Below are 23,676 nucleotides of genomic sequence, written 5' to 3'. Positions count from 1 at the left end.
AGCTAGGTAAACAAGCGTCCCGTGCGCAATGTAGCACGTTGGATTGACTGCTCTAACACCGCCCATGAGGGTACCATCAAAGTGAGTTCGTTGGCGGCACGTGTCACGCCGGTGTAGATCAACTCGCGACATAAAACAGGGTTGTCATTGGGCGGCAGTACCACCACCGCATGACCAAATTCAGACCCCTGCGACTTATGGATGGTCATTGCGAAAGCTGTCTCGACATGGCGCAGTCGGCTGGGCAGAATCCAGCGTAAGCGTCCCTGACTGTCCTCAAACACAACCCTTAACGTCTCATCCTGGGGAGAGCGCAATGCAATACCAATATCACCATTGCGCAAATTTAAGCTGTAATCATTGGCGCTCACCATCACTGGGCGTCCTTCGTACCAAGTGCTTTGCTCCGGCATTGAGGGTAACCACGCTTGCACTTGCTGATTCAAGCCACTGACCCCAAACGGTCCATCCCGTACCGCGCTTAATATTTGAAAACCTGCATAGGCTTTTAATACGCGAAGCCCCCAAGCATCAATATCGTCTTGGCTAGCGGTTGCGTCAGGGCGCGCATCCAGTGCTGACCAGTAGGGGCGATAGCCCTGTTGACAAAGTCCCTTGAACTGCTGCCAAAGCTCAGTATCCGTATCCCGTGCACCCTGTAAAAGGTGCAAATCCGCAAAGCTTGGGGCTAGCGCATCTTTACCTAATAAATTTGCAACCTCTGCGCCATCGGCTTGGTTGATTGCGCTGGCGAGTTTGCCAATGCCACTGTCACTTGCAAACCGGCGACTCTCGCGCAACATCACCACATGTTGCAAATGCTCAGGCCCTTGCGGGTCATACAAGGATGCGGCCAGTGGCACCGCGCTATTTGCTTGCAAAAATTCAAAGGTAGCTTGGCGATAATGCCCTTGTTCAGCGCCAGCACATATTTGCCCGAGTACCGCACCGGCCTCAACCGAGGCAAGCTGATCTTTGTCACCCAACAGAATCAACTGCGCATGCTTCGGTAACGCATCCAAAATAGCGTCCATCATTTCAATATCCACCATACTTGCTTCGTCGATAATCAGCACGTCAAGGCGCAATGGGTTGGCGGCGTGGTGGCGAAATTTACGGCTTTGTGGAATGGTGCCAAGTAAACGGTGCAAAGTTGAGCTGTGACTGTCAATCTGGGCCAAAATGGGATGCCAGTGCGCCAGCGCACTGTCTTGCTGCAATTCGCTCAAGGCTGCCTGAATCGAGCTTTTTAACCGCGCAGCAGCTTTACCAGTCGGTGCCGCAAGCCGCACTCGTAAAGCCTGCGTCGTATCAGCGGCTTGATTGGCTAAAAAATGGAGCATCGCAAGTAACCGCACCACGGTATAGGTTTTACCAGTCCCTGGGCCACCGGTAATCACGCTAAATCGACTACGTAAGGTATTCGCACACGCGAGCTTTTGCCACGGCACCACATCTGCTTTTGCCTTCGAGTCGGCTTGCACTGTGCCGAATAGAGTGTCTAATTGCTCAGCCATGGCTGCCACATTGTCGGTGGCAAGCAACGCCGAACGCATACGCCGTTGCAGGCGCTGGCGAATGCGTTGTTCGTAATACCAGAAGCGGGTGAGATAAAGTGTCCCTTGCGTCAATACCAAAGGGCAACTGACCTTGTCATCTTGCTCTGGGTCACACGCCACTGCCGTTGACTGTTGCAACCAAGCAATGATTTCGGGCAACTGCCAACGCTTAAATACTGCACCAGGGCTAACCGCCAATTGGCGCGCCTGATAGCTATCAATACCCAGCAAAGACTCAGGATCAGCCATCACATCAGCCAGCACTAAACAGACATGGCCGCGACTGACATAGGCAGATAATACGGCCGTTAGTAGCGCAGTTACTTCGGTGACTGCCTCTTGCTGCTCAGCCGCAGTCTCGTTGGACTCTGTTAACATGCGTGCCAGCGCAACGTCCAAATGACTGACCACACGCTGCTGTTGCCAATCATCAAGGATATCCAATACGCTCAATGGTGCCTGTGTTTGCATTAAGCCTCCTGCCCAGGGTTTAACATTAATGCACTCATATCATCCAGCAGTGCTTGTTGCGGTCGATCGGTAAAAACGCCCTGACAAGGGCCGTGGTGACCACGCATAAACATATACACGATGCCGCCAAAATGGCTATCAAAACAATATGCATCACCCAAGCGCACTTGCAATAAGCGATGCAGCGCAAGGCTATATAGTGCGTATTGGACGTCATAGCGACTGCCAAGCATTTTAGCGGTTAGCTGCGTGTGCTGATAATCCTCATCCCGCGCGCCAATATAATTAGACTTATAATCGGCGACGTAATAGCGCCCTTCGTACTCAAACAGCAAATCGATAAAGCCCTTTAACATGCCTTGCAACTGCATCGGCTGCAACGGCGGGCGGGGGAAGTCAGGCAAAATAGACTGGGTAATTAAGGCATCCAGTTGCACCGTCGAGTGAGCCTGAATACTTAACCAAAATTCTGGTTCCGGCTGATACACCTGTAAGTCGCTCAGGCGACATAGATTGCCTTGAGGCAGCGCAAACGGCGTGCTGAGATAACTTAACAGCCACGCGCGAATATCGTCTTGTAAATCGAGCCAAACCCCGTGACGGCAGCGCTTTGCAACTAATTCTTCAGCCAGCTCTGGACGCGCAGCGACTTCAGCAAAACCATGTGCCGCCGCGTCTTCTAAGATACCGTGCAACAAGGTTCCGGGCTGCGCACCGCGCGGCAGGTGGTGAATACGCCCAATTTGACGCTGCGCATCATCGTACTGAGTCACCGTGTCATCAGTTTCATGGTCATCGAACAAGTTTGCCTCTTGGCTGGTTTGCGGTGTACGCGATGAACCGTAACGCAGTGCTGAATAGCTAGCCACCCACCAAGGGTTAAACTGATGCCCAGCGGGCATCTGCCGCGCCCCTGCCAGCACGACATCGTCAATCGGCGCTTGCCACATGGCGTCATTCGCTGGCGGCTGCGAAGCGATGCTTACATGCTGCGACTGCCCCCAAGTGGCACTAACTTGGGCTGGCAGCTCTGCGCTATCGCTGTGCTCAGCGTTCGCTAAGTAAGCAAATGCGCCGTGCTGCCAATGACGCACGCTGGCAACGCTGGCCCAAGTGGCGTATTTTGCGCGTGTCAGAGCCACATACAAGCGGCGAATTTCTTCCCCCAGACGCTCCTCGTTAACCTGCGCCTGCACAGTGTCAGTGAGCTCGGTTGCATAACATAGTTCGCCCTGCTCATCATGATAACTGAATATCGGTTGCTTTGAATTGAGCGGTCGACTCACACTCGAAAATGGCAAGAACACCAGCGGATATTCAAGGCCTTTTGACTTGTGCACGGTGACAATTTGAACGAGTTCTGAATCACTTTCCAAACGTACAGTTTGTTCGTCTGAACCTTCATCGCTGGGTTGATAAATTTTATCGCGCAGGTAACGGAGCAGAGCTTGCTCACCATCAAGTTGGGTACTGGCTTGCTGTAACAATTCAGCGAGGTGAAGTAAGTCCGTCATATCACGTTCGCCGCCTGGCGCTGCCAACAGCCGCGCCGCGATCGCAAAGTCATGAATCCAGCGCTGAATCAACGCAAGCACACCACGGCGACGCCAAATATCTGCATACTGCATAAACTGCTCAACGCGCTTGTCCCACGCTTCGTCATCGTGTTGCAACGCAGCTAAGTCGTCAATGCTGATAGCCAGTATCGGGCTATACAACGCATCCGTCAGCACTTGGCGTTGCTCGGGGTGCGCGCACGCAAGTAAAATTCTTAACACGTCAGGTGCCAGCAAGGATTCAAACACCGACTGGCGGTCCGATAAATACACACTCGCCACCCCGCGTTCACGCAACGCGCGTTGCATCTGCGCCCCCTCACGCCGGCTATTCACCAGAATGGCGATATCAGCACGCTGCAAAGGTTGCAGCGGCTGCCCTGGGCGCTGGAAGCCTGTGACGCCCTGTTGCGCCCCAGTTAACAGCTCAACAATGTAACTGGCGCAGGATTGCGCCTGTTGCTGCACATACTCAGTGCTTCCCAAGACCTTACCTGGGTCGTCGGGGTGCTGTTGCTGCCACAGGGTTAACGCCTGATGTTGCGGTTGGCCGTTTACTATCCATTGCGCTTTTTGACCATGCGCTTCGACCTCAACAAAGGGCACTTGGTTACCTTGTGGGCGGTTGAATAAGAACGCTCGCTTGTCGCGCTGTTGCTCTGCTGGCAGAAAAATAGCGTTGGCAGCGGCGACCATATTGGCGCTGGAACGAAAATTCTTGGCCAACGTGAAGTGACGCCCCTCGGTGTCCCGCCGGGCTTGCAGGTAAGTGTAAATATCCGCACCACGAAACGCGTAAATGGCTTGTTTGGGGTCACCAATTAAGAAAATAGCACTGTCGTTCTGAGCCGTTTGTTGTGCTTGCAACGGGTAAATGGCCTTAAAAATGGCGTATTGATCTGGGTCGGTGTCTTGGAATTCATCCACCATCGCAATTGGGTAATCAGTGCGTACTTGGGCAGCCAAGATATCCCCTGTGCTGCCCTCAAGTGCATGGCGGCACTGGGCAATAATGTCATCAAAGCTCATTAATGCGTGGCGTTGCAAAGCGTCGTAGTAACGCTGGCGAATCCATTGCGCCGCATGGCGCAGCAGTGGCTCGCGAATGCTCGCGCCTTGACTTGTGACTTGCTTCAACGTCTCCAATTGCCCCAACCAAGGCAAATGTTCAACCGGCATATCAACCAACTCGCTAAACCCTTGGACGCTATAATTACTCAACATCGCGGCAGTAATATTCGGTGGCTCAATTGCCGCCTCTGCCGGGCTCAAGGCCAGCCAATCTTGGATGGCGCTGAGGGCACGTTTGGTCGCATTTGGACTCACTTTGCGCTTATTCAATAACAAACCCTGTTGGTCCGCCTGCTCCACCGTATTAAGGATTTGGGCATGCCATATTAACCATTGTTTTTGCTGAGCAGCGATGCGTTCAAGATGCAATGCTTGTTGCTGTAACCAAAGGGCTTCAATGTCAAGTGCGACAGGTTTACTGTTGCCGACCAACGGCCACAACGGCAAGCATTTCTGGACTAAATCAAGGGGGCCAGACGCTACCGCCTGCACCGCATTATAGGCCTCTGCCCCTAATGCATAGACATGCTCACGCCAGTAATCTTGGCCAGCGTCTTGACGAAAGCGCTGTAATTCAGTGGTTAATTCTTGGGTAAATAAGGTGCCACTGCTAAACGCATGTTCTTTGAGTAAACTCTGGCACCAACTATGAATGGTTTTGACACTGGCTTCATCCATCCACTCACTGGCCACTTGCAACGCATAGGCACAGCTTGGCCAAAGCTGCGGATCATATTGGCTGCGTAGCTGGGTTAAAAATTCGTCTGCCTGTGCCACGTTATCCGGCTCACTGCGAAACCACTGTGCAGCTTCCACTAAGCGCTGGCGAATACGATCTTTTAACTCGGCGGTAGCTGCTTTGGTAAATGTAACCACCAGAATATTGGGCGGCAGTAAGGGCTTTTCACGTAAGGCGGGGCGTTCAATGGTCGCGATATGCGCCAAGATAAACCGCACGTACAACGCTGCAATGGTATACGTCTTGCCAGTGCCCGCACTAGCCTCAATTAAATTACTACCGTCTAAAGGCAACTGTAATGGGCTGTGCAGCACATGCTCTTGCTGAGAACCTTGGCTGGTTGCCGGTGCTGTGGCTGCAGGCTCATCAGACGAAGGGAACATGGATAATTGCATAATGAAACCTCGGCTTAGGCGTCTAAACGCTGGATCTGTGCTTGCGCCAGCGCAGCAAAGAAAGGCTGGTACAACGCATCTGTGGTAGCGGCAAATCCAGCCTCTGTAAGCGCGTCAGCATGGGGATAAAAACGCATCAGATATGGGTGTTGCTCAATCAAGGTATCGAATTGCGACTGTACATCAAAGTCATCGCCTTGCTTGTGTTGAGCGCCAGCAAACTCAATCGCCGTAGCAAGCGGCGAGCACAAAGCCTGTGCCATCCACTTACCGAGGTTATCTAAGCACCCTTGCGCCTGCTCTGGCGCTATGGCGGTAAAGGTTACTTGCTGGCCATCGCCGATTAGCTGTGTGGTGACTTGTTGTCGCGGCAAGCTCACCGTTGCCAGCAAATGCCGCAACCAAGCCTCAATGGCGTGTTTAGGTTTTACCCATTGGCTTCGCGATGTGACATGCGCCACTTGACTCACTTTTACCACCAGCTGAACAGTTTCAGCATCATTCGAAAGTGGCTGAAACAAATGGCTTAGCTCGCACTGGACCTCAAAGTCTGCCGCCTGCGCTTGGGCCAAAATACCTTGGCGCGGCGAGTATTGGTTGCCCCAATACGGGCTCAGGCGTGAAAACATCGTTTCAATGCGTTCACTGACCTGGGCGCCGATGGCTTGCGCCGCGTAACCCAACGGTAATTCTCCCCGCCTGCGTATACGCTCAAAACGCTCGCGTATCAGCGTTTGACACGCGTCCAAGTGCAGCGGCCGAGCACGCATCACCGCTTCAATCAATTCCTGACGAATTTGCCACTGCCCCAGGCCATCGAGGCCAAACTGCTCGGCATCGAAACTCGCGACACTCAAGTCCTGCAAGCGCACGCCAAGGCGATAATTAGCAAACAAACGTGCGGGTTCACGCAGCAACCATTGTAAGTCATACAAACTCAACGGCGACTCAAGAGTAAGCGCTGGCAGCGCAACTATACTGTGCTGTAGCGGGGTTTGAACCCCATGCACGGTTTGCCATTCGCTGGCATAGGTAAATAGCCCTTGCGCATTCGACGATGCCTTAAAATAATCGAGTGCAAAGGGCTGTAAGCGGTGACGGGTGGTCAAGTTTTCAATCATATCAGCAGTTGGCTCGTCAGCTTGCCAACCGGCACGAATATGATCTTGCAACTGTCCCACTAACACCGAAGGTGGTAATTCGCTATTGTCCTGGGCGCTCATACCCACCCAACTGATATACAAGCGCTCGCGCGCTGACAATAAGGCTTCAAGAAACAGGTAGCGGTCATCCTCGCGGCGCGAACGATCACCCGGCTGATAATGCCCTTGCATCAAATCAAAGTCGTTTTTTTGGCTATGTCTTGGGTAATCACCATCATTCATACCCAGCAAACATACATGCCGAAATGGGATCGCGCGCATCGGCATTAAAGTGGCAAAATTCACGCTGCCACCTAAAAAGCGCTGGTTCAAATTACTCTCATCTACCTGACCAAGCCATACGTCTTGCACAATGTTATAACGTAAATCACCGTCATACCCGGCTTCATCAACACTTTCCAGCAAAACGTCTAAACCTTCGAGCAAACGCGCCATTAAGGCCTGTTCATCATTGAAACTGTCGGCATCCTGCACGCTCGCGTCCATGTAAAAGAAATCATCGAGTAACTGCTGCAGCAAAGGATACCAGGCGCTAAGCGGCTTTGGTGTTGACAGTAAACGCCAGTAGTCTTCCAGCTTTTGCAGGAATGCTGCCAAACTACCAGCGGCTTGGGCCTCAAGCCCAGCGATTTCAGTGAAAGGCTCAATCTGCTGCCACGGCGGCGCATCAATGTCGCCCACTGCATACCCATAGAGCATACGTTTTAATGCAAATAACCAGCTGTTGTCGTCAAACCCATAGGCTAAACCCAAGCTTTGCCGTTGCTGTTGATGTAGCCCCCAGCGCGCGCCTGCCTGAGCGCTCCAATCGAATAACAGTTCAACTTGTTGCGCGCTTAACTGAAAGCGTCGTGCCACCGCAGGCACGTGTAACAAATCGAACACGTCGCTGTGGGTGAAGCGTTGTTGCGGGGCGGCTAGAATGCTTTCCAGGGCAATTAAAATTGGATGCCGGTGGCGCTGGCCCTGATCCGCCATGGTAAACGGAATATAGCGTGGGTCGTGACGCTGCAAACGTCCAAACACGGCACTAATATGCGCCGCATACTGGTCAATATCTGGCACCATCACAATGACGTCACGGGGCTGCAAACTCGGATCAGCGGCAAACGCAGCCAGCAACTGGTCATGCAACACTTCCACTTCACGCTGTGCACTATGACAGCGATGGAAACTCAGTGAGCGATCGTCTTGTTGCAATTCACAGCCCCAGGTATCGCGGGTTTCGTGCACTGGCCGCAGGTGCAAAATGTCATCTTGTAATTGTTGCAATAAGTTCACGGGTGGCGGCGAGTCAAACAAATCAAACCGAAGATCAGCAAATTCAGCCTGCTTACTGCGGGTTTCATCAAACTCATCCAATAAACGAATGTAGTCACGACCCTGTTTGCCCCATGACGCCAATAAGGGGTGCGCATGCAGGTGAAGGGCGTCCATTGGGGTATCCGCAGTGTCACTTTTTAATGCTTGGCGCGGGGTAAGCTGGCGATTAAATAACTCACGCCCGTCAATAATATCCGCCCAATGATATTGACATGGGTTGTGCACGCACAACACGATTTGGCACACCCCTTTTAAGGCGTCCAGCACCTCAAGGCTTTGCTTTGGTAATGACGAAATACCAAATACCAATACCCGGGCTGGCAAGTTGTGAGGGCGTTCAGTCAGTGCGCGCGCGCGGGCTAAAAAGGTTTGATGCAATGCCGCGCGGTTACTGGTCATCGCCTGTTCACCAATATCAGCTACTATTCTGCGCCACAGCGCAGCCTGCCATCTATGCTCTGGTGCCAGTGTTTGTTCGAAACCTTGATGCATGATGACATCGTCACCGGCAGCCCACGCGTCTAGCCAGTGTGCACGATACACTTGGTACTGGTCATATAAATCAGCGAGTTTATCACTCAACTGAAAGAGCTTGCGTTGGTCTGTGTCGTCTTGGGTATACCGTGCTAGCGCGGCGAAATCAGGGTCATCGAAAGCAGCGGGTAATAAGCGCATAAGGCGCCAGCGTAGACGCGCTTTGTCGTAGGGTGACTGGCGTGGAATATCATCGCCTAATACTGCCCGGTATGCCTGCCACATAAACCGAGCTGGCAGTGTCACTCGCAGCATTGCAGCGACGCCCTGATGTTCAGCCAACTGAATTTTGAGCCATTGCGCAATGCCATTTGACTGCACCAGCAGCACATCCTCAGCCAGCGGTGGCTGCGGATAACGCGCCATTAAGTTGACCGCAAGGTCAGTTAAATGCTCTAAACGGTGGCTATGGGCGGCGATAAACCCCGAGGTTAACATGCAAATAAAGTCCTTGTTTTTGATTGCGTCACGGGCCTGCGTTGAGACACTTTGCCCTGCACGTCGTGTAGTGTCCAGCATGACTTAGCAGTTAAGACTTTACCACAGGCAGCGGGCAGTTTACCTTACCCCTAGCCGCAAATTATTGAAAGGACAGCATGCATGCCAGAATCCACCCAAGTCAGGCGCCCAGATTGGGTTCAAGGCCTGGATATCATCGGCGATGTCCATGGCATGGCGGATAAACTCGAAGCCTTATTGCAGCGTCTTGGTTATCAGCCCAACCGTGCCGGTGTGTGGTGCCATCCGCAGCGCCAAGCTGTGTTTATTGGCGATTTAATCGATAACGGATTACAAACACGTGCCACCCTAACCACAGTAAAAGCTATGGTAGACCATGGTTTTGCTTGGGTCGTGATGGGCAATCATGAACTCAACGCTGTGGCGTGGGATATGACCCACAGTCAAACTGGAGCGCCACTGCGCGCGCATACAGACACCAACTTAGCGCACCACCAAGCATTTTTGGATAGCATGCCTGACCTTGATGAGCGTCGCCGTTGGTTGGCGTGGTTCAAAACCTTACCGCTGTATTTAGACTTTGGCGATGTACGCTGTATCCATGCGTGCTGGCACCCACCGTCCCTTGCCGTGATCGCTAAGTACCTTAATGCAGATCAAAGCTTACGCGCCGACGCTTGGGAGGATGCCTTTAATGAAGAGCATGAAGCCTTTCAGGCGGTAGAGAACCTGCTTAAGGGCATCGAAATTGACTTACCCAGCGGGCTGAGTTTTTACGACCATAAAGGGAAGCAGCGTTTTTCATCACGTATTTCATGGTGGCTTGAGCGTGCGGATAACCTTGCTGACATGGTGCACATCCCATCACCGCGACGTAATCAAGCCGTGATCCAAGCACTGCAGCAACTGCCCGCCCCTCAAGCGTTGCTTGAAGACAGCTGCTATCGTGGCGACTACCCTGTATTTTTCGGCCACTATTGGCTCTCGTTGCCAACCCAAATTTTACACGCCAAAGCCGCCTGCACAGACTATTCAGCCGGTAAAGCCGGTCCGTTAGTGGCCTACCGCTGGAGCGGCGAAGCGCAACTGAAGAACAGTAACTGGGTTACCAGTCAGGACCCGCTAACCAGTTAAATACACGCACAGCCCGGCAATTGCCATGGCGCTCGCAAAGCTTACCAGCGTGCCAAGTAACATATACTCCGTCAGGCGCCGTTCGTGGGCCTGACTTAAGTCACCAAAACGAAAGATACTTTTCGCGGCGAGTAAGAAGCCAATGCCGATAAATTGGCCTGTGAGCACAAAACTTAAAATCAGCCAGCGCTCGACGTAACCTATCATGCGCCCCGCCTCAATTAAGCCGCTGGCTTGGTTATGCTGTGCCAAGGCTTGCGCTTGGCGACTAAGCACACTGGCTGTGAATATCGATACGGGCTTAGCCAGTAGCAAGTATGCCGCTAATATAATCAAGTGGTCGCGTTGCAGTAAAAAGCCCAGGGTCCAAATGTGCACGAAAGGCCACAGCCCTGTCAGCCAGGCCCAAGCCCCTACGATAACGATCACATGTGCAAGCTGGTCTATCAGTAGATTACGCGCGTTCGCTGTAAAGCGCATTTTTACTGCGTCAATTAGCCAATGCCCTAAGCTTATTATCAGCACCACCCCAACTAAATTAAACGACCAGGAGACCTGCCCCAGTGCGGCGCTGATACACAATGCTACAGCGGCTGCACCCGCGTGCACCAAAGTATGCCAATACAATGCGCCTGCCTTTAAGCCGCGCGCTTGTCTGGCTTGGACCCAAGATGTTGGCTGCAGATAAAAGTCGGCAATAATATGCGCCAATATAAGCCAAACAAGTACAGTCATGACACCTCTCCGGTATGTGGCTGTAGCAGCCGCGCTACATTGTCTAAATAGTCTTCAAGGTGATTGCCGGCGCCTTTGCGCCAATGCAAACTGACATTTTGCGGGGTCATTTGCAGCGCATCGGCGATCTGCTTTTGCTCACAGCGTTGGTGGTTTAGCCAATAACTTATCACTTCGCCCTGACGCGGTGATAACTGACTTAAAATATGCCCTATCAGTTGTGTGGCCATACCTAAGCGCACCTCCAGCTCACTGTCGCTGCTACTGAACCGCCATTGTCCACGCGGCAAGACTTCAAGTTGACGGCCGGATAACTGAAACACGGGCCCATGAGAGCGCCCTACAGGCTGATTTAAATGACCGTCGGCGACTGCAATAGAAAGGCTGGCTTGCCATTTAATCATGGCTAATTGACAGCTGATATCAACAGCACAAACGAATGCGTCAAATGGATGATGGAAAGCCAGTTGAAACCCATCGCCACGGTGCATATCACCACTTGCGCGGTGGCGGTCTTGGTTGCTCGTAATAATGTCTTGTAATCGTTGCTGCACTTCCCTTAACTGCTCGCGACTAGCGCGTGAGGAATGCACAAGATCTCCTGTGATAACGCCTAGCATGTGACTCGTCCACCATTGTCTGCCTTGTCGTGATACCAAGATGACGGTTACAGACAATAAAAGCAAGCTAATAAGCTTGCTTTTATTAAATCAACCTAAATAGCTTGTTTATTTAAAAACAAGTCATGTTAATCTTGATACCCCCAAGGTGCGGGCGGTGTTGACACTGGATTGGTGAGGTCGAAGTCAACGCGGAACTCGCGCCCTTCACGAATTAAGCGATACGTGAATTGCTCAGGGTAAATAAACATTTGCCAAATATTGGTATTCGACGCAGGAATGCCTTGGCGGAAAAACATTTCAATTGAATATTGGTCAACCGGGAACGACTGCGCACGTTCGTAACCAGCGTCCACGGTGTGACCGCCGTACATAGTTTGCTCGTCGTATTCACCACTTTCATATCGATGGTCATGCTTGAGGCTAATGCCAGAACCTGTTTTGGTCAAAATCCAAGTACGCGAATGGTTATCGCCCACGTGAAACGGAATTTCGATGCGGTCATCTTCACAGACCCGAACGTGCATAATCAAACGCCCTTCAAACCCCGATGACGCTGGGTTATTCACGCTCACTTCACCTTCATATGCTTGACCACAATGGGCTTTGATATGCTCGAAAAACTTATCGTGGCTGTCGATTGAAACCAACGGCGCTGGTTTCACGACCTGCGCCTGTGCGCTCGCCATCGCAGCCATCGCCAAGCCTGTGCAAGCCAGTGCACTTAATACACGTTGAACGCTGCGCCTTTGAATTGAAACATGTGTTGTCATAGTAAACTCCTTAGATAAATACGTTATTACCTTACAAGGCTACCACGCCACAACCAAGCCGACCACTGACGCATCCAGCTTACCGGCTGGTGCTGGTGCCAGCGTCACATCACATATATAAAAAACGGGCTGCAGTCGCCTACAGCCCGTCTTTTCACAAACTATGGTTACGCGTCAGCTTATAAAGCGCGCTCGATGTCCCGGCGCAGGCGCTGATCGTCTGGAGGCGTGGTACTTGGGTATACGCCTAGTACATCACCGTCACGATTGACCAAATACTTATAAAAGTTCCAACGTGGTGCTTCACCAGTTTGCGCAATGAGATCTGCAAACACAGGGTTGGCGTCACCGCCACGCACTTTAGAAGTCGCCATCATCGGGAAAGTCACGCCGTAATTGATATAACACACATCCGCGGTCTGCTCTTCATTACCGTATTCTTGATTGAAGCTATCAGACGGAAAGCCTACCACTTGAAACCCTTGTTCACGGTAGCTTTGGTACAAGGCTTCCAGCCCCTCGAATTGCCCGGTAAAACCACATTGACTCGCGGTATTCACCACTAATGTCACCTTGTTGGCAGACAATTCACATAAATCGACACTATCTTCTGAGCGCAACAGCCGAAACTCGCCTTGCAGAGGCCCCTGACACGTATGGTCATGTGTTTCTGCTGGTGCATCAGCACCCGCCAGAGTCATGGCAAACATTAACGACGCAAGCATGTTATTACCCTCTTATTTACTTCACTATGGACCGCTGGGGCCCACTCACTAATCGACGCCAAAGCCATTCTAATGGCCCGTGCTGAAAGCGACCTAAATACCAGCTTGCAAAAGCAAGTTGCGCTATCCATATGGCCACGACCAGCAGCAATAGTTCAAAACGTTGCAACTGCGCAAATAGACCAATCCAATTAAAAATAACCACCCCAATGAGGGTTTGCATAATATACAGCGAAAACGCCATTCTGCCAGCTTGTTTCAGCTTATGCTGCAAACCTGGCAACCAACCACGGTTCGCCCAACAGGCTAACAGCACAATGTACGCCAGTGCCATGCCCAATGAGCCGACATAGTTCCACAACATACCGCCGAACATCGCCGTTTCGATGGCAAAATCGCTACGTAAGTCCGATACGACGCCCGTGGTCACCAACAACACACCAGGGATAAACAACGCCAATAGCACCATGCGCACTGCCTGGCTGGCTTGGCCTTGCAATACCCCTTGTTTAAATAACGCCATGCCTATCAGCATGTACCCAAGTGCAGTCCATAACGTAAACAGCAATAACTGCGACGTTTGTAGCCCAAAGATAATCTCAGCGCGCTCGCTGGTGCGGGCTACGAAGCCGCCAGTGACTGCGCTAATTTCCTGCGCTAACAGGTCTGCGCCCGGAGCCCAGTAAGGTTGCATATCATTGGCAAATTCACTCTCTGGTGCTTGCATTCCAAGCTGCATCAAACCCAGTAACAAAGCTGGCAGTGCATAAAGAATCAGACCCCAGGTCCACAATGCACGCACCGACTTATGAATCGCCAACCACGCCAAACAACCAGCCACCGCATAGGTAAACAAAATATCGCCGTACCAAAGCAACCAAGCATGGGCAAGTCCGAACAACGCCAGCCAACCAAGACGACGAAAATGGCGCTGCTTGTGGGTTAGGCCTGCTGGCGCCTCACGCGAGGCCATCAGCACAATGCCGGCACCAAACAGCATCCCGAACATAGCGATAAACTTCTGTTCGGCAAAAATATGGATCAGCGCCCAAGTCCACTGGTGAATACCGCTGAAGTCACCATACGCGGTCGGGTTCGCGAATGCTGCGACCGGCATAGCAAAACTGATGATATTCATCAGTAAGATCCCAAGTACTGCAACCCCGCGTATCAAGTCGAGGTGTTCGATGCGTGCCGCTGTCCCGTGCTGCAATGCGCTGGTTGAATTTCCTTGCATTCGATGTCCTTGTTGTAATTTTGTAAGTTTCCACTGACGCTATCATAAACTGAACAGGCAGGTTAACATAGCCCTATGAGCCAAGCTTATCACCCATTTCGCAATCGCCGCCCAAGTCGCGAACGCGGCCCTCGCGACACCAGCCCACAACAAACAGCTTACTTTGAGCAGGCATTGGCATGCTTGGCTGCTCATCCTGAACGCATCAGTATTTTGGTGAAGAACTTACATTATTATCAACAGCAACAGCACTTGCCTAAATCCGCTAAAGCAGCAATTCAGCGCTTTGAATACTTACTCGCTGTCACTCAAGACCCGCACGAGATTGCGCAGCATGTGTTGGAAGATAGCTATGAAGGACGCAAGTTTCGTCAGTTGCCGCTGTTACTCAAAGGCTTGTGCGACCCTGCAGAATGACTTGTAGAGAATAACTTGTAGAAAGTGACTAGCGGGCCCACTGCTCATCGGCGGTGAAAGAAATGGTGTACCACCAGCGATACGGAAAAACTCGTATCTGTTTATAAAGGGCCGAACGAATTTTGTCTTGTTCTAATATCGACAAACTAACTTGATTGGCATGCACGATAAAATCGACCTCTAAATACACAGTGCTGCCCACTTTTTGTAAGCGTAAGTAGTAGTCTTTGAAATCATAACTCAACACGATATCTTCTACATGCACGCGCACGTCAGCTTCTAAAGCTTCCGCCACCTTAAGCCCTAGCACCTCTTTGCCCGCATCTAAAATACCACGGGTGGGTATACGCATAAAAAACAGCGCTGCGATAATCAGCATCAGCGGGTCGACCATCAGTGCGAAGCGGTCAAAGCCAAGCCACTGGCCGACAATTGCCAGTGCGAAGCCAAGGGTCAGCATTAAGCTTAAGCCAGTATCCATCAGCCATTCGCGTTGCTCTGCGACGAGTAAATCGGAATGCTCTGGTTGGGTGCGGCGTTGTAAGAACTTAAATGCCAGCAGACACAATAAAGTCACTACGGCGGAATACACAAACGCTTGCTCAAAGTTGAGCGCGCGACCACCGCCCAATAGGGTTTGAATGCCCTCAAACAAGGACAAGGTACATAAAATAAAAATCGCTAAATATTTAAACACCAAGGTAATCGGCTGAATGATGCTCTTACCAAATGGGTATTTAGATTCATTCACACTACGCACGTAGCGTCCGGCGACCAATGAGATCAACGACAAGCCCAAGCTAATAAAGCTAAATAGGCCGTCGAAAATAATGATCGATGACTGCAACCAGGTGCCAATGGCAATACCACCCACAGCAAAACCGAGGGCCATGAGTGCCGAAACTAAAATAAGCCGATCTTCAGATGAGAACGAACGCAGCATACAACCTCTTGTGGCGCAAACTCGACGCCGACGAACTTAGGGTTTACGCCCCTGCCACCATTCTTTGATTAATGCGGCGGTGCGCCCACCCCATAATTGGTAACCGTTGGCGCCAGGATGAAAACCATCACTGGCCATATATTCAGGGCTAAATGGAAAATCAACCACCATCATGGTCGCAATGTCACACTTATCACAATGGACTTTAAGAATTGAATTTAAGCGTTTAGCACGTTGGCCTAAATACCAACGCAGCGGTTGCGGCAGCGCTGGAAACACTTGCATCGGTGGCACCGCGGTATAGAAAATTTGCTGCACCCCATGTTGACGCTTCAAGCGGTCACTTAGCGCCTGTAACTGACATAAGAACTGATAGCGTCGAGTCCGTCCAGTCGCATCATTCACGCCAGCGGATACCACAACGACATCAAACTGTTGGTCACAATCATCCAGTTGCTGGGTGATTTGCTCAAGATTAAGGCCATTATGCGCCATTAACTGCCATTCAACCGCAGGTTCAATATGTAAGTGACTACATAACTGACCAATCAGCGCTTGTTGTTGTGATTCGACGCCTACGCCTGCGGCTGCCGAATCACCCAAGACTAAAATCCGCAACACGGCCTCTTGCTCGCCAGCCGATGACTTGGCTGCCAACCTACCGCTACGTGCACCATCTGCTTCCGGTAAGCGCGGAATATTTTTACGCACTTGCTGGCCTTGGTACATGAGTACCGGCAGCAGCAGAATAGACAGGGTTGGGTGCAGCAACGGGACTTGCATGGGAGCGCCTCTAAGTAATTGTTATCGCGACTAATTAAGCATAGCTTAGAGGGCAGTGCTATGCGAACAAAATGGGCGAATAAAATGGGCGAGCATAAAACACCAATAAAAAAGGCAGCCTAAGCTGCCTTTGATCAACCAATTGGTTATTTTTGTGGACGCATGTGCGGGAATAGCAGCACGTCACGGATTGACGGTGCGTCGGTCAGGAGCATGACTAGGCGGTCAATGCCAATACCTTCGCCCGCCGTTGGCGGCAAGCCGTGCTCCAATGCGGTCACGTAATCCGCGTCATAGAACATTGCCTCATCGTCACCGGCCTCTTTTTGCTCAACCTGATCCATAAAGCGTTGCGCTTGATCTTCCGCATCGTTCAGCTCCGAGAATCCGTTGGCCAATTCACGACCACCAACAAAAAATTCAAAGCGGTCGGTGACAAATGGGTTGTCATCATTACGACGTGCCAACGGTGATACTTCTGCTGGGTAGGCGGTAATGAACGTCGGCTGCATCAATTGATGTTCCGCAGTTTCTTCGAAGATTTCGATTTGTACCTTGCCTAAGCCCCAGCTTGATTTAACGTCAATACCCAACTGCTTAGCTAACGCAGTCGCGCTTTGCAGGTCTTCAAGCTGCGCGGCGCTAACCTCTGGGTTATACTTCAAAATCGCGTCCACGACTGACAAGCGATCGAACGGTTTACCGAAATCATACTGCTGACCTTGATAAGTAAGTTCGGTGCTACCAAGCACGCTTTGGGTCAAGCCACGCAACATGTCTTCGGTTAAATCCATTAAGTCTTGGTAATCCGCATAGCCCCAGTAGAACTCTAACATGGTGAATTCTGGATTGTGCCGGGTCGAAAGGCCTTCGTTACGGAAGTTACGGTTAATTTCAAATACCTTTTCAAAGCCGCCAACCACTAAGCGCTTTAAGTAAAGCTCTGGCGCTATGCGCAAAAACAAGTCCATGTCTAACGCATTATGATGGGTCACAAACGGGCGTGCCGAGGCACCACCAGGGATGACCTGCATCATCGGCGTTTCCACTTCTAAGAACTGACGCTCCGCGAGGTAACGACGGATGTACTCAACCACTTTTGAGCGCACCAAAAAGGTATCGCGGCTTTGCTGGTTGGCAATCAAGTCTAAATAGCGCTGGCGGTAACGCGTTTCTTGGTCCGCCAAACCATGAAACTTATCCGGCAATGGACGTAGCGCCTTGGTTAGTAATCTGACTTCATCGACTTCGACGGTCAATTCACCCGTTTTGGTCAAAAATAGCGTACCGCTGGCACCTAAAATATCGCCAAGGTCCCACTTTTTAAACGCCTCGTTATAAACGCCTTCGGCTAAGTTATCGCGCGCCACGTATATTTGGATGCGACCACTCATATCTTGCAATGTCGCGAAGCTGGCCTTGCCCATAATACGGCGGGTCATCATCCGGCCGGCAATGCTCACGCGCACGCCTTGGGATTTTAAAGCGTCGCCATCCTGTTCGGCATACTTTTCTTGCAGCTCGGCGGCTAGTGCATCGCGGCGAAAATCATTCGGAAATGGGTTGCCTTGCTCACGCAGGGCGTCCAATTTTGCTTTACGCTGGGCGATTTCGCCTTGAATTTCCGCTTGTGCATCAGAGTTCTGGTTCGGCGTTTGTGCGCTCATTGGTTGTCCTTTCATCAGTCATCAGTGTACCCAAATAGCGTCTATTCGGGGTTGGCGCTATCTGTATATCGATGCGCAGCAAGTAAACGGGATCATTGCAGGCTAACTTACAGCCCTGACTTTAAACTTGCTTCAATAAATTTATCGAGATCACCATCAAGCACTGCTTGGGTGTTACGGGTTTCTACCCCGGTACGTAAATCTTTAATCCGGGCATCATCGAGCACATACGAGCGAATTTGACTGCCCCAACCGATATCAGACTTGCTGTCTTCTAACGCTTGACGCTGTTCATTCTGCTTTTGCAGCTCCATTTCATACAACTTGGCGCGCAATTGCTTCATCGCCTGGTCTTTGTTTTTGTGCTGCGAGCGGTCATTTTGACATTGCACCACGATCCCTGAAGGTTCGTGGGTAATCCGCACCGCTGAGTCAGTACGGTTGACGTGCTGACCACCAGCACCAGACGCGCGGTAGGTATCGATACGCAGGTCCGCTGGGTTGATTTCAATATCGATATCGTCATCAACTTCTGGGTAAACAAAGGCCGAGGCAAATGATGTATGGCGACGGTTGCCCGAATCGAACGGCGACTTGCGCACTAAGCGATGCACACCCGTCTCGGTGCGCAACCAGCCAAATGCGTATTCGCCGCTTAGTTTGATAGTGGCGGATTTAATACCCGCCACTTCTCCTTCCGATAATTCGATGATTTCGGTTTTCATCCCATGCGCTTCACCCCAGCGCAAATACATGCGTAATAACATGCTGCACCAATCTTGGGCTTCGGTTCCACCTGAACCTGACTGTAAATCAAGGTAACAGTCACTCGCGTCATTCGGGCCTGAAAACATGCGGCGAAATTCGAGCTTCTCTAACTCGGCTTCCCATTTAGCAATTTCATCTTGCGCTTCTTGCAAGGTATCTTCGTCGTCAGCCTCTTCGGCCATCGCGACGAATTCACGACTGTCGTCAAGGCCTTGCTCCAGCTCTCGCAAGGTCGACACCACAGCTTCTAATGCTACGCGCTCTTTACCCAGTGCCTGTGCCTTCTCGGGCTGATTCCAAACCGCTGGGTCCTCTAGCTCGCGCTCGACTTCTTCTAGGCGTTCAACCTTAGTGTCGAAGTCAAAGGTACCCCCGAAGCTGCGCGGTGCGCTGCTGCATATCTTTGATCTGGGCGTAAATAGCATTAGTTTCTAACATGAATAACCTTATTCAATCGTGGTGACAGATAGTGTGCGGCAACAAAATGGCCGCTCACCAGCGGCCGTTCTGTTGCGCGTTATTCTACCTAATCAGGAGGCCTAATCAAAGTGCCGAATCGCACGGGTGTCAGGCTTTGTCGATATGTTCGACCAATAACTGCAAATTGCTGCGGCTGCGAAACTCATTGACTTGCAGCCGGTAGGCGATATGCACCTGGCCGACTTGTAAGTCAGGCCAGCAATTTAAGTCGACGCCAAAGGCTATCGCATCAATAGTCATAGCGTGGTGTAGTGGCTGCAACAGCAGTTTTAAATGCTTGTCGCCGACAATGCGTTGGCTGACGACTTTAAATAGACCATCAAATAATGGTTCGCTAAAACCTTGGCCCCAGGGTCCATACTGGCTAATTTGGCGTGCCATATCCAAACTCAACTCATCACTGCTGAGCTCGCCGTCGCTGAGCAATACCTGCTGCAATTGCTCGGGCTGAATAAATTCCTCGGCCGCCTGAGCAAGATGTTGCTTGAACTCATCAAAATGCTGCGCTGGCACACTTAAGCCTGCCGCCATCGCATGCCCACCAAACGCCTGCACGGTATGCGGAGCGAGCGTGTAGACGCGCTCAATGACATCGCGGATATGCACCCCTGGAATTGAACGTGCAGACCCCTTCAACACGCCATCATCGGCTTGGGCGAACGCAATCACGGGTCGGTATACCTGCTCTTTCACCCGCCCTGCCAGAATACCGATGACCCCCTGGTGCCAGTGACTTTGGTGCAAACTAAGAATCGCGGGTAAGCTATCACCGTCCAGTTGAATTTGCGTCAAATATTGCGCAGCATCTTCGCGCATTTCATGCTCTGTACTGCGGCGCTCGCGGTTTAAGCTGTCTAATTGTTCGGCTAAGCGCTGTACTTTATCAGCATCGTCACTTAATAAGCACTCAATCCCAATTTGAATATCGTCTAAGCGCCCTGCTGCATTAATTCGCGGTGCCACGGTAAAGCCTAGGTCACTGGCTTGCAGCTGACGCGGGTCACGACCACTCAACTGTAACAGTGCCAGTATGCCTGGGCGGCAACGCCCTGCTCGAATTCGAGCCAAGCCTTGTTGCACCAAAATGCGATTATTAAAATCCAAGGGCACCACATCGGCGACCGTGCCTAAGGCCACTAAGTCGAGCCAGGTTGCGATGTTGACGCTGGCTTTGCTACTTCCCTGCCCTCGATACCAGGCTCGAAGCGCCAAAAGTAAGTAAAATGCGACGCCAACCCCCGCCAGACACCGACTGCCGAAGTTACAATCCCGACGTGTCGGGTTTACCAGTGCGTAGGCGTCAGGTAAACGTGCAGAAGGCAAGTGATGGTCGGTAATAATTACGTCAATATCAAGTGCGTTCGCACGCTCGACACCAGCAAATGCCGACACCCCGTTATCGACAGTCACAATTAATTGAGCACCTTCGGCCGCTGCCGCTTCAACTAACTTTGGGGTCAAGCCATACCCATCGGTGAAACGGTTCGGCACAATATAAAACGGGTCGCGGGCGCCAAATTCGCGCAATGCCAGCAGCATTAAGCTGGTGCTGGTGGCGCCGTCCGCATCAAAATCACCAACAATACAAATGCGCTGTTGTGATTCGATCGCGGCACCTAATCGAGCAGCAGCCTTTTCTACATCCTGTAAGCCCGCGAAATGGCGAAGCTGTTGAGCCACTAACTCAAGTTCCTGGACTGACTTGACGCCGCGACGCGCCAATACCTGACGCAAGCTTGGCGGTAAGGACATAGGTAAATGACTATCGTCCACCTGTGCTCGACGCTGAATTTGAATCGCTGTTGATTGCACCGCTACCTCTTTATTACACCGGTGTTTTTGTCACTGCATGTTTATTTGGTCCTGTCGCGCTGCAACACAGGCTCAAGCGCCTGCATGACTTGCGCTGGGTTTCTGTAACCAAGCAATAAGCGGCCGTCTGGAAGAATCATACTTGGTGTACCCTGCACCCCAAGCCGAAGTGCCATAGCGCGCTGTTGTTGTACCTTGGTCGTACACGCCGCGGTTACCGTTGCCGTGTCGATGTCCTGACTTTGTTTGGCGTCATTCATTGCTTGGCTGGGGTTACTGGCGCACCAAATGGCCGCCAACTGCTGCTCACCGGGCGACCCTTCACCAGCTCGCGCGAACGCATAATAGCGCACTTGCACACCTAATTCAGCCAACTGAGGCAAATCCTGATGTAAGCGACGACAATAGCCGCAGGTGGGGTCAGTGAAGACTGCAATCTCGATTGGCGCTGCGGCACTTGATGCAATATCCTGCGGCATGAGCACACCCTGAGCCCGCGCGTTAGCTAAAAAAGTCTGCCGCTGCTGGCGTTGGCGCTGAGCACTTTTATCAACTACTTGCTCTGGGTTTGCCACGTCAAGCCATGGCCCAGCCAGCAGCACACGTTGAACCGCGTGATAATGCCATTCTCCTTGGGCGGTTTCCAGCAACCACCAATTCGGCGCGAACCCCTCAGTGATTGAATAGGCGTTCATATTAAGTTGCGCTAACTCAGACTCGACACAACGCGCCGAGGTGCATGCTGGGCTGTCGCTCGCATCCAACGAAGGCGAGACGTCATTCGCTACCCGCAAGGCAAATAGGCACATCGCCAGCATGCACGCGAATAATGTGCATAAGGTAAGACGCTTAACCACGCGGATGATGCTCCGCGTGAATGGCTTGTAATCGAGCTCTGGCGACGTGGGTATAAATCTGGGTGGTGGCGATGTCCGCATGCCCAAGCAGCATTTGCAGCGCCCTTAAATCAGCCCCATGGTTTAGCAAGTGGGTGGCGAACGCGTGACGCAACGTATGCGGCGACAACTCAATCGACAAGCCTGCGGTAGTCGCAAGCTGTTTGATTCGGTGCCAAAAGGTTTGTCGGGTCATTTGCTGACCCCGGGTCGATAAAAACAACACGTCATGACTGTCTACTGCGCTTGAGCGAGGGCCAAAAAGCTGCGCGCGACCATTGTGTAAGTAACGTTGCAACCAGTCTAAGGCCTCTTCCCCCAGGGGCACAATGCGCTCTTTATCGCCTTTACCGGTCACTCTGACTAAGCCCTGACGCATGCTAACTTGATGGATTTGCAAACCAATTAATTCAGACACCCGTAACCCGGTCGCATACAATACTTCCAGCATGCAGCGGTCACGCAAGCCAAGCGCTGTGTTGGTGTCTGGCGCTGCCAACAACGCTTCAACGTCTGCTTCACTTAAGGATTTGGGTAACGCACTTGGTTGCTTCGGCGTGTCTAAGTGCGCGCTGGGGTCGTCAGTGCGCTGCTGGGTGCGCAGTAAATAACGAAAACATTTGCGCGCACTACTAATAAAGCGTGCCACACTGCGCTGGCTGTGACGCTGGGTCTGTTTGTATTGAATAAACCCGCGCAAGTCGTCACTTTTCAATTCAATTAAGCTGCCTAGCCCATGCGCCGCTGCGAATCGACTTAATTGCATTAAGTCGGTTCGATATGCACTCTGGGTGTGCTGGCTGACACCTTGCTGCAACCATAAGTCGTCGATAAAGGCGTCAATCAGGCGCGCATCTGTCGGATGTACCTGCTTGCTCATTGAATAAACCCTTGTTCATGGTCAAGCAACCAAGCCTTCATCATCAACGCGGCACCCTGTGGTTCAGTATTCGGCCCACGCCCCATGAAGCCACCTAGGCCATTGGCCGCAACAATACGGTGACAGGGAATAAAAAAAGCCAATGGATTACGCTTGCATGCCCCGCCGATGGGCTGCGCAGCGGAGTTCAACTGCTTGGCTACATCGCCATAGGTGCGTGTGTCACCTGCTTGTATGGTGGTTAATACCTGCCAAACCCGGCGTTGGTATTCGCTACCTTGAGGGCTCAAGGGTATCGCCAGTGACCGCGGTTGATGCTTGAGATACGCATCAATATACGCCGCTAAATGGTGACTCAAAGCGTGCTGCGGCAGCTTTGCGGCAACATTCTCGGCCACCAACTGACTGCCTAACAAGTGATGAGTATCGTGGGTCACCTGCACTTGCCACGGGCCTAAATCCAGGTACTCGGTGTGGATAGTCTGGCTCATTTGTGCGCTCCTCACATCGCCTGATTCGATACGGTTACTATATCA

At 51.7% G+C, this 23,676-nt stretch carries 18 protein-coding genes; 2 read left to right on the top strand and 16 right to left on the bottom strand.

The window, feature by feature from the left end; all coding sequences use genetic code 11:
• Positions 1 to 2: 2 nt before the first annotated feature.
• Genes recD through recC form a run of 3 tightly spaced genes read right to left on the bottom strand, consistent with a single transcriptional unit; the run spans position 3 to position 9,249 of the window.
• Positions 3 to 2,030 carry an exodeoxyribonuclease V subunit alpha gene (gene recD / locus CWE07_RS09525; RefSeq protein ID WP_111569665.1) on the bottom strand — a complete coding sequence of 676 codons (2,028 nt, stop codon included), beginning with the start codon at positions 2,028 to 2,030 and terminating at the stop codon, positions 3 to 5.
• On the bottom strand, positions 2,030 to 5,791 hold the full coding sequence (gene recB, locus CWE07_RS09520; RefSeq protein WP_111569666.1) for an exodeoxyribonuclease V subunit beta: 3,762 nt from the start codon (positions 5,789 to 5,791) through the stop codon (positions 2,030 to 2,032). Before recB ends, recD begins: the two co-directional genes overlap by 1 nt.
• Before the next feature lie 14 nt (positions 5,792 to 5,805).
• On the bottom strand, positions 5,806 to 9,249 hold the full coding sequence (gene recC / locus CWE07_RS09515) for an exodeoxyribonuclease V subunit gamma (protein WP_157983259.1): 3,444 nt from the start codon (positions 9,247 to 9,249) through the stop codon (positions 5,806 to 5,808).
• A gap of 162 nt (positions 9,250 to 9,411) precedes the next feature.
• Between recC and CWE07_RS09510 the strand changes: the two genes are divergently transcribed.
• Positions 9,412 to 10,404: a metallophosphoesterase gene (locus CWE07_RS09510; protein WP_111569668.1), complete on the top strand. Its 993-nt coding sequence runs from the start codon at positions 9,412 to 9,414 to the stop codon at positions 10,402 to 10,404.
• Here CWE07_RS09510 and CWE07_RS09505 read toward each other — a convergent pair.
• The 5 genes from CWE07_RS09505 to CWE07_RS09485 all read right to left on the bottom strand — a co-directional run bounded on the left by CWE07_RS09505 (position 10,393) and on the right by CWE07_RS09485 (position 14,494).
• Positions 10,393 to 11,139: a DUF3307 domain-containing protein gene (locus CWE07_RS09505; RefSeq protein WP_111569669.1), complete on the bottom strand. Its 747-nt coding sequence runs from the start codon at positions 11,137 to 11,139 to the stop codon at positions 10,393 to 10,395. The two genes, CWE07_RS09510 and CWE07_RS09505, sit on opposite strands and share 12 nt — an antisense overlap.
• Complete coding sequence (locus tag CWE07_RS09500; protein ID WP_111569670.1) at positions 11,136 to 11,732, bottom strand: hypothetical protein; 597 nt, start codon at positions 11,730 to 11,732, stop codon at positions 11,136 to 11,138. The genes CWE07_RS09505 and CWE07_RS09500 overlap by 4 nt, the downstream gene beginning before the upstream one ends.
• Positions 11,733 to 11,887: 155 nt before the next feature.
• A complete protein-coding gene (locus CWE07_RS09495) occupies positions 11,888 to 12,457 on the bottom strand; it encodes a hypothetical protein (protein ID WP_111569730.1) in 570 nt (189 codons plus the stop codon).
• A 254-nt stretch (positions 12,458 to 12,711) separates the two neighbouring features.
• Positions 12,712 to 13,257: a glutathione peroxidase gene (locus CWE07_RS09490; protein WP_111569671.1), complete on the bottom strand. Its 546-nt coding sequence runs from the start codon at positions 13,255 to 13,257 to the stop codon at positions 12,712 to 12,714.
• Positions 13,258 to 13,273: 16 nt separating this feature from the next.
• Positions 13,274 to 14,494, bottom strand: coding sequence for a DUF418 domain-containing protein (locus CWE07_RS09485; protein WP_111569672.1), 1,221 nt, complete (start codon positions 14,492 to 14,494; stop codon positions 13,274 to 13,276).
• 75 nt (positions 14,495 to 14,569) lie between these two features.
• Between CWE07_RS09485 and CWE07_RS09480 the strand changes: the two genes are divergently transcribed.
• Positions 14,570 to 14,911 carry a hypothetical protein gene (locus CWE07_RS09480; protein WP_111569673.1) on the top strand — a complete coding sequence of 114 codons (342 nt, stop codon included), beginning with the start codon at positions 14,570 to 14,572 and terminating at the stop codon, positions 14,909 to 14,911.
• A gap of 28 nt (positions 14,912 to 14,939) precedes the next feature.
• Here CWE07_RS09480 and CWE07_RS09475 read toward each other — a convergent pair whose 3' ends face one another.
• The 8 genes from CWE07_RS09475 to CWE07_RS09440 form a co-directional block, all read right to left on the bottom strand.
• Positions 14,940 to 15,854 carry a cation diffusion facilitator family transporter gene (locus tag CWE07_RS09475; RefSeq protein ID WP_111569674.1) on the bottom strand — a complete coding sequence of 305 codons (915 nt, stop codon included), beginning with the start codon at positions 15,852 to 15,854 and terminating at the stop codon, positions 14,940 to 14,942.
• 36 nt (positions 15,855 to 15,890) lie between these two features.
• Positions 15,891 to 16,637 carry an SGNH/GDSL hydrolase family protein gene (locus CWE07_RS09470; protein ID WP_111569675.1) on the bottom strand — a complete coding sequence of 249 codons (747 nt, stop codon included), beginning with the start codon at positions 16,635 to 16,637 and terminating at the stop codon, positions 15,891 to 15,893.
• Between the two features lie 146 nt (positions 16,638 to 16,783).
• Positions 16,784 to 18,304 (bottom strand): lysine--tRNA ligase, encoded by a 1,521-nt coding sequence (gene lysS, locus CWE07_RS09465; RefSeq protein WP_198679910.1) that lies wholly within the window; start codon positions 18,302 to 18,304, stop codon positions 16,784 to 16,786.
• A 107-nt stretch (positions 18,305 to 18,411) separates the two neighbouring features.
• Positions 18,412 to 19,510, bottom strand: a protein-coding gene (prfB, locus tag CWE07_RS09460) for a peptide chain release factor 2 (protein WP_111569677.1) whose coding sequence is annotated in 2 segments (ribosomal slippage) — positions 18,412 to 19,434 and positions 19,436 to 19,510 — 1,098 coding nt in all. Because the reading frame shifts where the segments join, the coding sequence is not laid out codon by codon here.
• 129 nt (positions 19,511 to 19,639) lie between these two features.
• The gene (gene recJ, locus CWE07_RS09455) at positions 19,640 to 21,304 is read right to left on the bottom strand and encodes a single-stranded-DNA-specific exonuclease RecJ (RefSeq protein ID WP_111569731.1); all 1,665 of its coding nucleotides are present in this window, start codon (positions 21,302 to 21,304) and stop codon (positions 19,640 to 19,642) included.
• 101 nt (positions 21,305 to 21,405) lie between these two features.
• Entirely contained in the window at positions 21,406 to 22,221 is an 816-nt protein-coding gene (locus CWE07_RS09450) for a DsbC family protein (protein WP_157983258.1), read from the bottom strand.
• The gene (gene xerD, locus CWE07_RS09445) at positions 22,214 to 23,140 is read right to left on the bottom strand and encodes a site-specific tyrosine recombinase XerD (RefSeq protein ID WP_111569679.1); all 927 of its coding nucleotides are present in this window, start codon (positions 23,138 to 23,140) and stop codon (positions 22,214 to 22,216) included. Before xerD ends, CWE07_RS09450 begins: the two co-directional genes overlap by 8 nt.
• Positions 23,137 to 23,631, bottom strand: coding sequence for a methylated-DNA--[protein]-cysteine S-methyltransferase (locus CWE07_RS09440; RefSeq protein WP_111569680.1), 495 nt, complete (start codon positions 23,629 to 23,631; stop codon positions 23,137 to 23,139). Before CWE07_RS09440 ends, xerD begins: the two co-directional genes overlap by 4 nt.
• Between the last annotated feature and the right edge of the window lie 45 nt (positions 23,632 to 23,676).

The sequence above is a fragment of the Aliidiomarina maris genome (assembly GCF_003987335.1).
In the GTDB taxonomy this organism is placed as follows: domain Bacteria; phylum Pseudomonadota; class Gammaproteobacteria; order Enterobacterales; family Alteromonadaceae; genus Aliidiomarina; species Aliidiomarina maris.
The sequence above is the reverse complement of the archived record's forward strand: the minus strand, read 5'-3'. Positions and strand labels throughout refer to the sequence as shown.

Bases quoted from the DNA above. Each gene is read 5' to 3' on its own strand.
- xerD (WP_111569679.1), bottom strand. From the start codon at position 23,140: ATGAGCAAGCAGGTACATCCGACAGATGCGCGCCTGATTGACGCCTTT.
- recD (WP_111569665.1), bottom strand. From the start codon at position 2,030: ATGCAAACACAGGCACCATTGAGCGTATTGGATATCCTTGATGATTGG.
- recB (WP_111569666.1), bottom strand. From the start codon at position 5,791: ATGCAATTATCCATGTTCCCTTCGTCTGATGAGCCTGCAGCCACAGCA.
- CWE07_RS09490 (WP_111569671.1), bottom strand. From the start codon at position 13,257: ATGCTTGCGTCGTTAATGTTTGCCATGACTCTGGCGGGTGCTGATGCA.
- CWE07_RS09495 (WP_111569730.1), bottom strand. From the start codon at position 12,457: ATGGCTGCGATGGCGAGCGCACAGGCGCAGGTCGTGAAACCAGCGCCG.
- CWE07_RS09510 (WP_111569668.1), top strand. From the start codon at position 9,412: ATGCCAGAATCCACCCAAGTCAGGCGCCCAGATTGGGTTCAAGGCCTG.
- recJ (WP_111569731.1), bottom strand. From the start codon at position 21,304: ATGTCCTTACCGCCAAGCTTGCGTCAGGTATTGGCGCGTCGCGGCGTC.
- CWE07_RS09505 (WP_111569669.1), bottom strand. From the start codon at position 11,139: ATGACTGTACTTGTTTGGCTTATATTGGCGCATATTATTGCCGACTTT.
- CWE07_RS09485 (WP_111569672.1), bottom strand. From the start codon at position 14,494: ATGCAAGGAAATTCAACCAGCGCATTGCAGCACGGGACAGCGGCACGC.
- recC (WP_157983259.1), bottom strand. From the start codon at position 9,249: ATGTTAACCTCGGGGTTTATCGCCGCCCATAGCCACCGTTTAGAGCAT.
- CWE07_RS09440 (WP_111569680.1), bottom strand. From the start codon at position 23,631: ATGAGCCAGACTATCCACACCGAGTACCTGGATTTAGGCCCGTGGCAA.
- CWE07_RS09470 (WP_111569675.1), bottom strand. From the start codon at position 16,637: ATGCAAGTCCCGTTGCTGCACCCAACCCTGTCTATTCTGCTGCTGCCG.
- CWE07_RS09480 (WP_111569673.1), top strand. From the start codon at position 14,570: ATGAGCCAAGCTTATCACCCATTTCGCAATCGCCGCCCAAGTCGCGAA.
- CWE07_RS09475 (WP_111569674.1), bottom strand. From the start codon at position 15,854: ATGCTGCGTTCGTTCTCATCTGAAGATCGGCTTATTTTAGTTTCGGCA.
- lysS (WP_198679910.1), bottom strand. From the start codon at position 18,304: ATGAGCGCACAAACGCCGAACCAGAACTCTGATGCACAAGCGGAAATT.